Source organism: Agrobacterium larrymoorei (genome assembly GCF_005145045.1).
Lineage (GTDB): Bacteria > Pseudomonadota > Alphaproteobacteria > Rhizobiales > Rhizobiaceae > Agrobacterium > Agrobacterium larrymoorei.
Genome location: NZ_CP039691.1, coordinates 698,126 through 711,714 on the forward strand (window position 1 = coordinate 698,126; position 13,589 = coordinate 711,714).

The following is a 13,589-nucleotide window of genomic DNA, read 5'->3' on the forward strand; positions in this document are numbered from 1 at the left end:
TTATCCTAAAACGTGATAACTGTTAGTCTTTGCATCCCTTTTCATGATGAGTGATACTGCTGAAAACTTCAATCGGAAAACCGGAACTTCGAAAGACGCTGTTATGAGCCGCTTCCTGCCAGACCGTTTCACCATGATGCTGGTCGCAACCGTCATCCTCGCCTCGCTGCTGCCCATCAGTGGTGAGCCTGCGCATTACTTCTCCATCGCAACGAAATGCGCCATCGCGCTTCTGTTCTTCCTGCATGGGGCAAGGCTGGCGCGAGACGTGGTGATTGCGGGCTTCCTGCACTGGCGGCTGCATCTCATCATTCTTCTCGTCACCTTCGGCCTCTTCCCGCTGATCGGCGTCGGTCTTGGCTATATTCCCGAGAGCATTCTGCCGCAGCCACTCTACATGGGCATGCTGTTCCTCTGCGTCCTGCCGTCCACGGTGCAGTCATCCATCGCTTTCACCTCCATGGCGGGCGGCAATGTACCTGCTGCCATATGCTCGGCCTCTGCCTCGAACATTTCCGGCATGTTCCTCACGCCGCTGCTCGTCGGCCTGCTCTTTACCGTCGGCGGTCATGGTGGCGGCTTCTCGCTGGATGCCTTCGGACAGATTTTCCTGCAACTGCTCCTGCCCTTCATCGTCGGCCAGGCCTTGCAGCCGTGGATCGGAGAGTGGATCCGCGCCCGCAAAAAGCTGCTGGCTCCGGTCGACCGCGGCTCGATCCTGATGGTCGTCTATCTCGCCTTTTCGGAAGCGGTCATCGAAGGCATCTGGCAGCAGTTCACGGTCCGCGATATCGGCGTCGTCATCGGCATCAACATCCTGCTGCTGACATTGGTCCTGTGCTTCACCATGTTCGGCAGCCGCCTGCTGGGCTTCAACAAGGCCGATGAGATCACCATCACCTTCTGCGGCTCGAAAAAGAGCCTTGCGAGCGGCGTTCCCATGGCCGGTGCCATCTTCGCCGGACAAAGCATTGGCGCCATCGTTTTGCCGATCATGCTGTTCCACCAGATACAGTTGATGGCATGCGCCGTGATCGCGCAGAAATATGCCAGCAAGGCGAAACAACTTGAAGCGGCGAAGGCTGTGGAGTTGGAGGGTGCTGCGGTAAAGGCGCAGTAGAGAAAACGGTCCTTTAAAAGACGTCGATATCTTCAACGATCCCGAACTCGTCTGCCTACATCCTTGGTAAATTTTAGATGCCTTCATCCTCGTCGCAATGTCAGAGCCGGGACGACGGAGCAGAGCAGGCAATCCCTAACTTGAGACATAATTAAAGCCGGTCCGCGAGGGCGAACCGGCTTTATTTACGTCATTCCGGCTCAATCAATTGGCGGGAACGGTCAGCTCTTCGCCCACCTCGATGTGGTTCGGGCGCTTCAGTGCGTTGGCTTCGGCGATCTTTTTCCACTCTGCGCCGTTGCCGTACTTCTCTTCGGCAATTTTCCAAAGCGAGTCGCCCTTGGTCACCACGTATTTCGCGGCGGCAGCGGCGGCGGCTGGTGCGGATGGCGTGGAGGTGGCTGGTGCCTGCGCTGCGGGTGCCTGTGCTGCCGGGGCAGGGGCGGCGGGTGCTGGCGTTGCGGCGGGGGCCTGCGCTGTGGTTGCCGGGGCCGCTGGAGCGGCAGGGGCTGCTGGCTGCTTGGCTGGTGCCACGTAATCGGCAGGCGTTACGTCGGTCACGCGGCCATCGGTGTAGGGCTTGTAAGGGCTGTGCGCGCCGATATAGGCGGCAACCGCGTCTTCCAGGCTCGGTCCGAAGTCGTAAGGGTTGATTGCCTTGGTGGCGAAGGTCTTGAAGCCGTCGCCGCCGGTGCGGGTGTAGTTGTTGGTTACAACGCCATAGGTCTTTTCAGGGTCGAGCTTGACGAAGTTGTCGCCTTCCTTGACCTCGACGGAGACGATGCGGCTGCCTGCTGGCTTGGAACGGTCGAAGCTGTATTTCAGGCCAGCGGTCTGGACGAAGCGGCCAGCGCCTTCCTCGATCTGGCTTGCGCCGTTTTCAAGTGCGGCAACGAGATCGGTACCCTTGATCTGGAAGGTGGCAACGGAGTTCTGGAACGGCAGAACCGTCAGAACTTCACCCATGGTCACCGGACCGGCGTCGATGGAAGCGCGAAGACCGCCGCCATTCTGGATGGCGATGGTAATGCCCTGATCCTTCACACGGTCCAGCAGCGCGTCAGACACCAGGTTGCCCATGGTGCACTCCTTGACGCGGCAGACTTCGCGCGAGCCGTCGATGGTTGCTTCGCTGGTGCCGATTTCCTTTGCCTTCAGCTCTTCCAGCGGTGCGGCAAGTTCCGCCACGCGCTTGGTGAAGCCTTCATCCGGCGTGACCGACGCGTCGAGCAGTTTTGGCGCGCCACTGGAGGACTTGACCACGCCATTGTCATCGAAGGTCACCGTCAGGTCGCCGAGATATTTGGAATAGGCGTAGGCTGTGACGATTGGAACATCGACGCCAGACGGGTTCTTCACCAGCGTCGGGTAGGGACCAGCGGCCTTCGGATCGGTGCTGGAAAGCAGCGTGTGGCTGTGGCCACCGACGATCACGTCGATACCATCGACAGCCTTGGCGATTTCCTGATCCTTCACATAGCCCACATGCGAAAGCAGAACGATCTTGTTGACGCCCTGATCCTGGATTTCCTTGACGGCACCCTTCAGATACGTGACCTCGTCCTCGAAGGAGACCTTGTCGCCGGGGGAGGAAGTTTCGTTTGTGTCGGTTGCCAGAACAGAAACGACGGCAACCTTTTGGCCGCCCATTTCCTTGATGACATAGCCCTTGAACTTGTCCTTCAGCTCCGAGCCGTCGGCAACCTTGGTGTTGCCGGAAATGATCTGGAACTTCACGGCATTGATGAGCTTCAGAAGCTCGGCCGGGCCATCGTCGAATTCATGGTTGCCGATGGCCATCGCGTCGAAGCCGATGCCGTTCATGAATTCGGCAACCGGGCCGCTTTTATACTGGGTGTAGAACAGCGAGCCCTGAAACTGGTCGCCCGCGTCGAGAACCAGAATATTGGCGTTGGCGCCAAGCTCGCTGCGGCGCGCGTCGATGGCGCTCTTCACGCGGGCGATGCCGCCGAAGCATTCCTTCTTGTCGGCTTCAGCCGCAGAGCAGGTGGAATCATATTTGTTGATGGCTTCGATGCGTGAATGCAGGTCGTTGATGTGGAGAATGTTGAGTTGATAATCGGCCATAGCCGCGCCAGCCGAAAGCGTGATGACGGAAGCTGTCATCAAGCCAAATCTCAAAATCCTGTTCATCGATCTTTCTCTCCTGTTTTACCTGTCGAATAGCCTTCAGGCTCGTCCTTCATTCCACAGCTACTGCAAAACTATGACAGCCATTCGAACGCATGTTTTCACCTTGCGTCATCTGCTGCAAGTGGAATCATCGGCATATTCAGGCAATAAAAAACGCGCGCTGCACGCGCGCGTTGAGAATAGAGAGTATTGCTGTCAGCAATCGGCCTTCTGGACCAGCCTTGCGGATCAGCCCTGGCGGGTCAGCGTGAACTGGCTGTTGGTGTCGGTCGTGCAGTTCAGCTGGCCGGGCGAAATCAGCGCGCAGTTCACGCGCGACTGGGTGTTGCGCACCAGCGAGGTCATGTTGATTTCGTAGAGCGTCGGCGAAATCGACACGTAAGTTCCGGATGCCAGAAGCGTGTTGCTGTCCGTGGAACGGGTGGAGAAGGAGCCGTTCTGGAAGGTGGAGACGATGCCGTTGCGATCAATCCAGCGACCGTCAACCGCCGGGCGCTGCGTCATGGATGGCATGGAGCGCGGAGCAGGTGAATCCGATACGCAGGAAGAAACGGCAATTGCGGCCAGAACCATGGCAACACTTGTCTTGAAGTACATCACATTTTCTCCTGCGATTCTTGTTCTCTCGTCGTCAATGACCATGGCGCGAGTTTGGATTTATTGCAAGCGAACGAGCCGCGATACTCACCAGTTCCCAACCCGCATTACAAAAGCCCTGACGTGGCAAATCTGCATCATTCCCAACGTCATCGCTTAGCGCACCAGAATGTTGCGGAACTGCCATGGGTCATCACGGTCTATATCCTCGGCAAAGAAGCCGGGGCGGCCTTCCAGCGGCGTCCAGTCCGTGTAGTGCCCTTCAACGGGGCCAAGATATTGGCGCTGTATTTCCAGGCAGCGATGGTAATCCATCTCGTCGGCCTCAACGATGCCCACTTCGGAATTTTCAAGAGCCCATACCATGCCAGCCAGAACGGCGGAGCTGACCTGAAGCCCGGTCGCATTCTGGTCGGGGGCCAGCTTGCGGGCCTGTTCCAGCGTCAGGCGCGAACCGTACCAATAGGCATTTTTCGCGTGTCCATAAAGCAGCACGCCAAGTTCATCGGCACCGTCTACCAGTTCGGCTTCCGTCAGCACATGCTGGGTGGCCTGCGCCTTGCCGCCATTGCCGAACATTTCATAGAGCGACAGCACCGCATCGTTGCACGGGTGGTAGGCATAGTGGCAGGTGGGGCGGAAGGCGACTTTGCCGTTCTCGTCTCGCACCGTGAAGTAATCGGCAATCGAGATCGCCTCGTTGTGGGTTACGAGCAGGCCATATTGTGCGCCGTGCGTGGGGCACCAGGTGCGCACCTTGGTATCGGCACCCGGTTGCTCCAGATAGATGGCGGCCTTGCTGCCCTTCTTGTGCTTTTTTGCGTTCTTCGGCGTCCATTTTTCGTGGCTGCCCCAGCCGAGTTCGGCGGGTTGCAGACCTTCCGCGATGAAGCCTTCCACCGACCATGTGTTCCAGAATGTGTCGAAAGGCTTGGGGTCTCTGGCGCGCTGCGTATCGCGCTCTGCCACATGTATGCCCTTGACGCCGAGCGTCTGCATCAGTTTTGCCCAGCCCTTGCGGTCGTTCTGCGCCGGTTCTTCGATCTCAAGGCCGGTATCTTTGGCCAGATTGACGAGCGCCTGCTTGACGAACCAGGAGACCATGCCGGGATTTGCGCCGCAGGTGGAAACCGCCGTCGTACCACCTGGACGCTTCTGCTTCTGCTTCAGCATGGTTTCGCGCAGCATGTAATTGGTACGGGCGGAATTATCCGCCTTGTCATCGAAATAGAAGCCGGGCCATGGCTCGACCACGGTGTCGATGTAGAGCATACCGTATTTGCGGCACAGCTTCATCAGGTCCACGGAGGAAGCATCCACCGACAGGTTGACGCAGAAGCCCCGGCCTTCCACGCCCTTGATCAGCGGTTTTAAAACGTCCTTGTAGTTGTCCTTGGTCAGATGCGTGCGGACATGGCGGATGTTTCGCCCGTCGAGATACTCGGCGATATCTTCGCGCGGATCGATGACCACCAGTTTCGATAGGTCGAATTTGAAATGCCGTTCGAGGAGGGGAAGCGTACCGCGGCCAATGGAGCCAAAACCGATCATGATGATAGGGCCGGTGATCTCCCCGTAGATCGGGTATGCTGCTTCCGTCATTTCCAATTTCCTTTGTGAACGCAATGCCTAAGCTAGATTATTAAGCCGCCACAATAAAGGGCAAGCAGATGACGCAGATATGAAACATCGTCATCTCTCAACCGGAACTACTGAGAATGACGCATCTTTTCTTCTAATCGCAATTTTGACATGGGGCGATATAATTGGTTGCAGTATAGAGCGGCCATGATGGACGCTTCCGGGATGGGTGGGCAATCGTGTTTCGTCATCATCAGGAGACTTACCATTTGGATAGTCTTATCGAGCGCGTCGTCGCGCTTCAGGATGCCACTCCAGTCCTGATTGCTCTTTACGATACGGAAGATCGGTTGCGGCATGCAAACCGGGCGTTTCGCGAGGCCTTTCACCTTGCCGAAGATGCGTTTCCCACCTGGCTCGATATCATCCGCACCAATTACCAGAACCGGGAAGGCCTGATCATCACGACTTCGGATTTCGAGGCGTGGGTGTTGTCGGCCCAGTCACGTCGCGGCAAGCTGCCTTTTCGCGGGCTGGAACTGGATATGCATGACGGGCGCTGGATCTGGATGACGGAAACGGTTCAGACCGATGGCTGGATGCTGTGTGTCGGCAGTGACATCACGGCCCTGCGCCAGAACCAGAGAAGCCTGCGGCAGGATCGCGATATCGCCATGCGCGCCGCCCAGACGGATGAGTTGACGGGAACGGCGAACCGTCGCTTCGTCTTTGCCAAGCTCGCCGCGCAGATCGAGCATGTCAATAATGGCATCGAGTGCCCCTTCGGCGTCTGCATCATCGATATCGATCTGTTCAAAGCCATCAACGACCGCTTCGGCCATCAGGCCGGTGATGCGGTACTGCGCGATTTCGTCAAAATCGCCCACGCCACCATCCGCCGCTCGGATTGTTTCGGCAGGGTCGGCGGTGAGGAATTCATGCTGATCATGCCGCGCACCTCGCTCGATGAATGCGTGGGCATCGTTGAACGGGTTCTGAAAAAAGTCTCCGAGTCTCACCCCTTCGGCGCCGATCCGGAGTTCACCTATAGCTGCTCCGCTGGCATCTCGCTCTACAGACCGGGCGAGGCGAGCAACGATCTCTACCACCGGGCGGATAGGGCGCTTTATCTGGCCAAGCAGAACGGCCGCGCGCGGGTTGAGTGGTTGGTGGAGTGAGGTTTCGCCACTCGCCGCGCGTCACTAGACTCTCAGGTCAAGCTCACTGCTGTCCTGTTTTAATTTGATGGGCGTCGCCGCGATGTTTGCAGAGTTGTGTAGCGTGACGGTTCCATCCCCTCGGCGTTATCCTCGGGCTTGACCCGAGGATCCATAACCGTTTGATTTCGTGGATGGGTGTGGATCCTCGGCTCAAGGCCGAGGATGACGGCAGTGGGTTTGGCGATGGGGTCGTACACATCTGCCTGCCAGTCTTCTGCTTGGCTCCGAGGTCAGAAGCACAGGATTGAGGGAAGAGGGAAATCCACCCTAAACCAACTCCGCCGCAACCAGCCCCCGCAGCGAATTCCCAACGAAAATCTTCTTCCCCTTCAGGTCTTCCGGCTTCAGCGCCTGTCCGCGTGCCTTGCGCTCGCGGATGAGGTCTGCGCGCAGCACGCCGGGAAGGATGCCGCTGTCCAGCGGCGGTGTGAGCAGTTGGCCTTCTGGACCTTCAACGAAGATGCTGGTGCTGGAACCCTCGCAAATTTCGCCGCGCTCGTTCAGCAGCAGCACCTCGTCCGCCTGCTTTTCAGAAAATTCCGCGCGCGCCGCTTCATAGGGCTCGCGGCGGGAGGATTTGTGGCGGTAGAAGGTGTCGCTGGAATCGAGGCGGGTCTTTTCCGCTATTTTCACGCGCCAGACGGCATTCGGCGAAAGCGGCGTGTAGGGCTCAGCCGAAACATCCAGTTCGCCCTTGTAGTTCATCACCACGCGCACCGTCATCGGCTCGGTGCCGCTGACGGCGGTGTTGAGCAGCTTGGCGGGGTCCTGCGGTGAGCGGAAGCCCAGCGCATCGGCAGACCGCAGCAGGCGGCGCAGGTGCTGTTCCAGCCGTTGAAAGCCGCTTTCCGGCTCCCAACGCAATGTTTCCCTCAGGGTCAGATCAGCGGGTTTGCGCTTCATGCTCTCACTCGGTCCGTCTTCCGATTCACGTAAGGTGAGCATAGAAACCGGCGAAGCTTGTCCGAAATAGGAGCGTCGCCGGATTTTTGATAATTCCCGCGCTTATTTGCCGGATTGATCCAGCGCCTCCAGCTCATCGATCAAGCCTTCGATCATCGAAAGACCCTTGCTCCAGAAAGAAGGATCGGTCGCATCCAGTCCGAAGGGCTTGAGCAGTTCCGAGTGATGCTTGGTGCCGCCAGCCTTCAAGAGTTCGAAGTATTTATCCTGAAAACCGGCCTCGGCATTCTGGTAGACCGCGTAAAGCGAGTTCACCAGGCAGTCGCCGAAGGCGTAAGCATAGACGTAGAAGGGCGAGTGGATGAAGTGGGGCACGTAGGTCCACCAGGTCTCGTAACCTTCCGAAATCCTGATCGCCGGGCCAAGGCTCTCGGATTGCACGGAAAGCCATAGCTCGCCGATCTGTTCGGCAGTCAACTCACCCTCCTTGCGGGCAGTGTGCACCTTGCGCTCGAATTCGTAGAAGGCGATCTGGCGCACGACCGTATTGATCATGTCCTCCACCTTGCGCGCCAGCATGGCCTTGCGCTCGCGTTTATCTTCGGTGGATTCCAGCAGCTTGCGGAACGTCAGCATCTCTCCGAAGACGGAGGCCGTTTCGGCAAGAGTCAGCGGTGTTGCGCACATCAACGCGCCCTGCTCACCAGCCAGAACCTGATGGACGCCGTGGCCGAGTTCATGCGCAAGCGTCATCACGTCGCGCGGCTTGCCGAGGTAATTGACCAGAACATAGGGATGCGCGGAGGGCACGGTTGGATGCGCAAAGGCGCCCGGCGCCTTGCCGGGGCGGGCAGGGGCATCGATCCACTCTTCATCGAAGAAGCGGCGGGCGATATCGGCCATTTCCGGCGCAAAGGCGCCATAGGCTGATAGCACCGTATCTTTCGCCTCATCCCACGGAATAATGGCGTTGGAGGTATCGGGCAGGGGCGCATTGCGGTCCCAGTAATTCATCTGCTCCATGCCCAGCCACTTCGCCTTCATCTGGTAATAGCGGTGGGAAAGGCGCGGATAGGCATCGCGCACGGCTGCCGCCAGCGCATCGACAACCTCGCGTTCCACCCGGTTTGCCAGATGGCGGCTGTCGGCAATGTCCTCGAACTTGCGCCAGCGGTCGGCAATTTCCTTGTCCTTCGCCAGCGTGTTGGTGATCAGCGTGAAGACACGAAGATTATCCTTGAAGGTGGCGCTCAGCGCTTCCGCCGCCTTTTTGCGGGTCTCCGGGTCCGGCTCCTGAAGCATGTTCAGCGTCGGCTCAAGCGGCAGGCTCTCGCCATCGATCTCGAAGCGAAGATCGGTCATCGTCTCATCGAAAAGGCGGTTGAAGGCCGCAGCGCTGGTCATGGATTTTTCCAGAAACAGCTGCTCAAGCTGGTCATCCAGCTGGTGCGGCTTGTCCTTGCGCAGATCGATCAGCCAGGGCTCGTAATGGGCGGCCAGGGGATCGTTCTCGATGCTGGCTTCGATCAGCGCATCCTCGATGCGGTTCAGTTCCAGCGGAAAGAACAGAAGGTGGGAGGCGATATCGGTCAGCTTCGCCTGTGCATCGCCATAGAGCTTGCCATTGGCCGGGTTGGACGTATCGGAAAAATAGGTAAGCCCGGCAAAGGAGCCGATGCGACCGAGAATATCGTCCAGCGCCTCGTAGTCCTTCACCGCCGCGCCGATGCCCGCATCGCCTGAAAGCTTCGCTGCCGCTTCCAGCTTGCCCTTCCACTTCGCCTCGAAAGCCTGTGCCTGGCTGTCCGCCTTTTGCAGGTCGCCCTTATATTCGGCGGAGTCTGCGGAAGGGTATAGATCGGAGAGCTTCCACACCGGCAGATCGCCGAGTGCGGCACTGGCTCCTTCTGCGGGGGAAAAGGCGGGCTTGGAGGTCGATGTCGTGAAGGTCATGGGACGCGTCCTTATTTGTCTGTAGCCAAGCATATGGTGCCTCTGTTTCTCGCGGCAATGCTTAAAATGCAAGCAATTCTCAAAACTGGATGTTCAAGGCTTGCATGTCACATTCGGCTCAAAGGGTCTGCATGAAGCAGGTTCATAAACCGGAAACCGGAGCCTAAAATGACCGCGCAAGTTCTCGTTATCGATGACGATCCCGTTCAGCGCCGCCTGCTTAAGAACGCCGTGGAACGGTATGGACACCAGCCGCTGCTTGCCGAACATGGCAAGGCGGGGCTGGAATTGCTCAAGCAGCACAGCGGAGACATCAGCGTCGTCGTGCTGGATCTGATGATGCCAGAGATGGACGGCCTTTCTTTCTTGAAAGCCGTCGGTGAACTGGGAACCGACGTGCCCGTCATCGTACAGACGGGGCAGGGCGGCATCGATACCGTGGTGCAGGCCATGCGCGCAGGCGCCTTCGATTTCGTCGTCAAGCCGGTCTCGCCGGAACGTATCGGCACGGCCATTGCCAACGCCCTGAAGCTGGACCAGCGCGAGGCGAAGGCCCGCACGGGTCGCCGCTCGCGCAATCACGCGGTCGGTTTCAGCGATATCGTATCGGCAAGCCCGGCCATGCTGCGCGTCATCGAACTGGCGCAGCGCGCGGCGCAGTCCAACATTCCGGTCGTTCTGGAAGGCGAATCCGGTGTCGGCAAGGAAATGATCGCGCGTGCCATCCAGTCGGGTGGAGACCGCGCGGGCAAGCCGTTCATCACCGTCAATTGCGGTGCCATTCCGCATAATCTGGTGGAAAGCATCCTCTTCGGCCATGAAAAGGGTGCTTTTACCGGCGCGACCGAAAAGCATGTCGGCAAATTCATGGAGGCCGATGGCGGTACGCTTTTCCTGGATGAGATCGGCGATCTGCCGCTCGAGGTGCAGGTCAAGCTCCTGCGCGCCGTGCAACAGGGCGAGATCGAAACCGTAGGCTCGACCAGGGTGCAGAAGGTCAATGTGCGGCTGATTTCGGCCACCAACAAGAACCTCATCGACGAGGTGAAGGAAGGTCGCTTCCGCGAAGACCTCTATTATCGCCTCAACGTTTTCCCCATCACCATTCCCGCCCTGCGCCGCCGCAAGGAAGACATTCCCTATCTGGCCCGGGTTTTTGCCGAGCGCTTTTCGCTGGAGCAGAAGCTGCCGCATCCGCTCGGTGTCAGCGCCGATGCGCTTGCGCTGCTGACGGCCTATGACTGGCCGGGCAATATTCGCCAGCTGGAAAATGCCGTCTTCCGTGCCGTGGTTCTGGCTCAGGGCGATGAGTTGACGGATTCGGATTTTCCGCAGATCGCGCTTCAGGTGCCGGAATTTGCAGGCGATCTGGATGAGCGCGAGGCGCTTCATCGCCCGACCGAACGTTCGCTTCTCGTTGCTCCACCGCCATCGGTGGAAAGCAGAAATTCCGCAGCCGAGATCATGTCGGTTATGGAGGCCATGGCAAGTGAGGAGGAGCACATGCCCGAAGGTGTTTTCCCGGGCGGCAGCCTCATTGCCAGCACGGATGAAAGTGGAAATGTCCGCAAGATCGCAGAAATTGAAGAGGAACTGATCCGTTTTGCGCTGCGCTTCTACCGCGGGCAGATGAGCCAGGTGGCGCGGAAACTCGGCATCGGGCGCTCGACACTATACCGAAAGTTGAAGGATTATGGCATTGATCCTGACGATCCGCTGCGCGATGCGGCGTGATTGCGCAGTGTCCCCGTAAATTAGCGAACTACGTTTTTGTTAACTCCTGGGCAAGGATATTCACTTACGGTCTATAAACCTCTTGTTAGTCACCTGTTCACTATATAGAGGAAGGTTGAATATGTGTGGCAAATTTGCCATCGTGTCACCGTAATTGAGGTTCATTGGGACAATACTGACAAAATTGTCTGCCAGGCGGGGATCACATTGCCATATCTGAATCGGAATAACGCGCATTCGGGCAAGTCTGCGCGCGGCTTGATCAAAGATATATGCACGAAGCTGTCGGCGCGCGCTGTTACCGTCGCGTGCCTGATGCTGGCCGCAATGCCCGTTCTTGGAGTTTCGGCGACGGAAGCTGCCGCCGAAACGCGCAGTTTGAAGCTGTATTATATCCACACTCGCGAAAAAGCCGTCATCACATTCAAGAGAAACGGCAAGTACGACGCCAAGGGTCTTCAGGAAATGAACCGTTTCCTGCGCGACTGGCGTCGCAACCAGCCGACCAAGATGGACCCGCGCCTGTTCGATCTGGTGTGGGAAGTCTATCGCCGCTCCGGCGCTACGGATTATATCAACGTCGTTTCCGCTTTCCGCTCGCCTGAAACCAACGGCATGCTGCGTTCGCGCACCAAGGGTGTGGCAAAGAGCAGCCAGCATACGCTTGGCAAAGCCATGGATTTCTATATTCCGGGCGTGAAGCTTTCCCGCCTGCGTGAAATCGCCATGCAGATGCAGATCGGCGGCGTCGGCTTCTATCCCACATCCGGTTCTCCTTTCGTCCATCTCGATGTCGGCAATGTTCGCGCATGGCCGCGCATGAGCCGTCAGGAACTGGTTCGCATTTTCCCGAATGGCAACACCATTCACCTGCCTGCCGATGGCAAGCCGCTGCCGGGCTACGACCAGGCTCTGGCAGATTACAAGAAGCGCGTCAGCTCTTCCTCCATTCAGGTTGCCAGCACTGCCGGTTCCGGCCCGGCCTCGTCGTCTTCGGGCGGCAAGCGCAAGACGCTGCTTGCAGCTCTCTTCGGTGGCGGGGACGAGGATGAAGATGCCGAAGGCATTGCAGCGCCAGAACCCGCTGGCCGTCCTTCCGCACCTGCCCCTGTGGCTCAGGAGCCGGAAGAAGCGCCGGTTGCCGTTGCCTCCGCACAGCCGCTGCCCGGCGTAAGCGATGCTCCGCTGCCCACGGCACGCCCGGCATTCCGTGGCCAGGAAGGCTCTACAGCGCTTGCTACCGCACTCTATTCGCCGGGTCGCAACGCTGCGCAGGATGCGCTTCAGGCAGCAACGACACCGACGCCGACCTCTGCCCCGGCAGAACAGCAGTTTGCCGATCTGGCGCAGGTTTCCGTGCCGGTTCCGACCCTTCTCGGTCCGCGCAACATGCGTGGCGATGCGCAAGGCTCCGTCATGACGGCGTCGCTCGATCCTGAAAATGCGCCTGCCGATGCGCTGGTTGCCCATGTGCCGGTTCCAGCCAACCGTCCAGCCGTTGCCGAAGCGCTTCTGGCATCTGCCAGCGCGGATGTGGAAGGTCAGGATGACGAGGCTGACAACCAGGCAGCACTTTCGCCTGTCGTGGTTGCCGCGCTGGAGCAGAGCGGACAGAAGGCCCGTTCCGCAATCACCGCAACGGCCATGCCGACTGCGGCGGCTTTCCCGACGGCTGCTTCCGCCTATGCGGCACCGAAGCAGGCGGCAGAGCCCACCCGCGAGATCGCCAGCCTCGAACCTCGCCATTCCGCCAGGAATGACGGTTTCGGTGATGATTTCGATCCGAAGCCTGTGGTCAATAATGGCGGCCTCAGCGCAGGTCTGCCCGCCAAGGGCGGTCGCCCCAGCAAAAAGGACGCAGCCGTTTCCCATCAGGCCATGGTCGGTGGTGGACGTCTGACGCAGGAAGCGATTTCCGATTGGGCTCTGAGCCAGAGCAAGGGCGCAACCGGTCGTTCGGTCAAGGCACCCCGCGTCGTCAACAACCGTATGTTGAGCCACGACATGTCCGCCTCCGCTGCCACCGCCAGCTTCCGCCCCGGCGCAGCAGCCATTGATTCGAGCCGTTTCAGCACACCGATCAAGATGCCTTGAGGTTTCAAGGGCCTGATAAGGGTTTGAAATTGTTGAAGCCGCGAACCTTGGTAGAGGGTCGCGGCTTTTTTCTTAAGGTATTTAGAGGTTTGGCCGTGTCTGAACACGTGCTCGTGTTCAACTTGTTGCTTGACGCGGCAACACATGGTTGATACTTTGAGAAAGCATATAGTGTAGTCACTGCGGTCACTGTATTGTTTTTTAGACTGCAGTCTGTGAAGCTTATTTTGTAT

Annotated in this window: 8 protein-coding genes and 2 pseudogenes; 5 read left to right on the forward strand and 5 right to left on the reverse strand. The window is 58.5% G+C overall.

Annotated elements, in window-relative coordinates:
- Positions 1-103: 103 nt before the first annotated feature.
- Positions 104-1,120, forward strand: a complete 1,017-nt coding sequence (locus tag CFBP5473_RS03200) for a bile acid:sodium symporter family protein (RefSeq protein WP_027675567.1) — start codon at positions 104-106, stop codon at positions 1,118-1,120.
- 204 nt (positions 1,121-1,324) lie between these two features.
- Here CFBP5473_RS03200 and CFBP5473_RS03205 read toward each other — a convergent pair whose 3' ends face one another.
- From CFBP5473_RS03205 to CFBP5473_RS03215, 3 genes are all read right to left on the reverse strand, one after another.
- Positions 1,325-3,274, reverse strand: a complete 1,950-nt coding sequence (locus tag CFBP5473_RS03205) for a 5'-nucleotidase C-terminal domain-containing protein (RefSeq protein WP_027675568.1) — start codon at positions 3,272-3,274, stop codon at positions 1,325-1,327.
- 228 nt (positions 3,275-3,502) lie between these two features.
- Positions 3,503-3,871: an outer membrane lipoprotein Omp10 gene (gene omp10, locus CFBP5473_RS03210; RefSeq protein WP_027675569.1), complete on the reverse strand. Its 369-nt coding sequence runs from the start codon at positions 3,869-3,871 to the stop codon at positions 3,503-3,505.
- A gap of 156 nt (positions 3,872-4,027) precedes the next feature.
- On the reverse strand, positions 4,028-5,473 hold the full coding sequence (locus CFBP5473_RS03215) for a homospermidine synthase (RefSeq protein ID WP_027675570.1): 1,446 nt from the start codon (positions 5,471-5,473) through the stop codon (positions 4,028-4,030).
- A 248-nt stretch (positions 5,474-5,721) separates the two neighbouring features.
- On the opposite strand from CFBP5473_RS03215, the gene CFBP5473_RS03220 reads away from it, so the two are divergent.
- Entirely contained in the window at positions 5,722-6,630 is a 909-nt protein-coding gene (locus CFBP5473_RS03220) for a sensor domain-containing diguanylate cyclase (RefSeq protein WP_027675571.1), read from the forward strand.
- A gap of 309 nt (positions 6,631-6,939) precedes the next feature.
- On the opposite strand, the gene CFBP5473_RS03225 is transcribed toward CFBP5473_RS03220, so the two are convergent.
- Together CFBP5473_RS03225 and CFBP5473_RS03230 are read right to left on the reverse strand one after the other, a co-directional pair.
- A complete protein-coding gene (locus CFBP5473_RS03225) occupies positions 6,940-7,575 on the reverse strand; it encodes an aminotransferase class IV family protein (RefSeq protein WP_027675572.1) in 636 nt (211 codons plus the stop codon).
- Between the two features lie 102 nt (positions 7,576-7,677).
- Positions 7,678-9,528, reverse strand: a complete 1,851-nt coding sequence (locus tag CFBP5473_RS03230; protein WP_027675573.1) for a M3 family oligoendopeptidase — start codon at positions 9,526-9,528, stop codon at positions 7,678-7,680.
- A 168-nt stretch (positions 9,529-9,696) separates the two neighbouring features.
- On the opposite strand from CFBP5473_RS03230, the pseudogene CFBP5473_RS03235 reads away from it, so the two are divergent.
- From CFBP5473_RS03235 to CFBP5473_RS03240, 3 genes and pseudogenes are all read left to right on the forward strand, one after another.
- A pseudogene (locus CFBP5473_RS03235) lies at positions 9,697-10,885 on the forward strand (sigma-54-dependent transcriptional regulator); the annotation flags it as partial.
- A gap of 176 nt (positions 10,886-11,061) precedes the next feature.
- Positions 11,062-11,262, forward strand: a pseudogene (locus tag CFBP5473_RS25685) (helix-turn-helix domain-containing protein); the annotation flags it as partial.
- A 207-nt stretch (positions 11,263-11,469) separates the two neighbouring features.
- A complete protein-coding gene (locus CFBP5473_RS03240) occupies positions 11,470-13,356 on the forward strand; it encodes a peptidoglycan L,D-endopeptidase MepK (protein ID WP_027675575.1) in 1,887 nt (628 codons plus the stop codon).
- The last annotated feature ends 233 nt before the right edge of the window (positions 13,357-13,589 follow it).

What these genes read in the sequence shown, in the direction of transcription:
- CFBP5473_RS03200 (WP_027675567.1), top strand. Translation starts at nt 104, where the DNA reads ATGAGCCGCTTCCTGCCAGACCGTTTCACCATGATGCTGGTCGCAACC.
- CFBP5473_RS03205 (WP_027675568.1), bottom strand. Translation starts at nt 3,274, where the DNA reads ATGAACAGGATTTTGAGATTTGGCTTGATGACAGCTTCCGTCATCACG.
- omp10 (WP_027675569.1), bottom strand. Translation starts at nt 3,871, where the DNA reads ATGTACTTCAAGACAAGTGTTGCCATGGTTCTGGCCGCAATTGCCGTT.
- CFBP5473_RS03215 (WP_027675570.1), bottom strand. Translation starts at nt 5,473, where the DNA reads ATGACGGAAGCAGCATACCCGATCTACGGGGAGATCACCGGCCCTATC.
- CFBP5473_RS03225 (WP_027675572.1), bottom strand. Translation starts at nt 7,575, where the DNA reads ATGAAGCGCAAACCCGCTGATCTGACCCTGAGGGAAACATTGCGTTGG.
- CFBP5473_RS03230 (WP_027675573.1), bottom strand. Translation starts at nt 9,528, where the DNA reads ATGACCTTCACGACATCGACCTCCAAGCCCGCCTTTTCCCCCGCAGAA.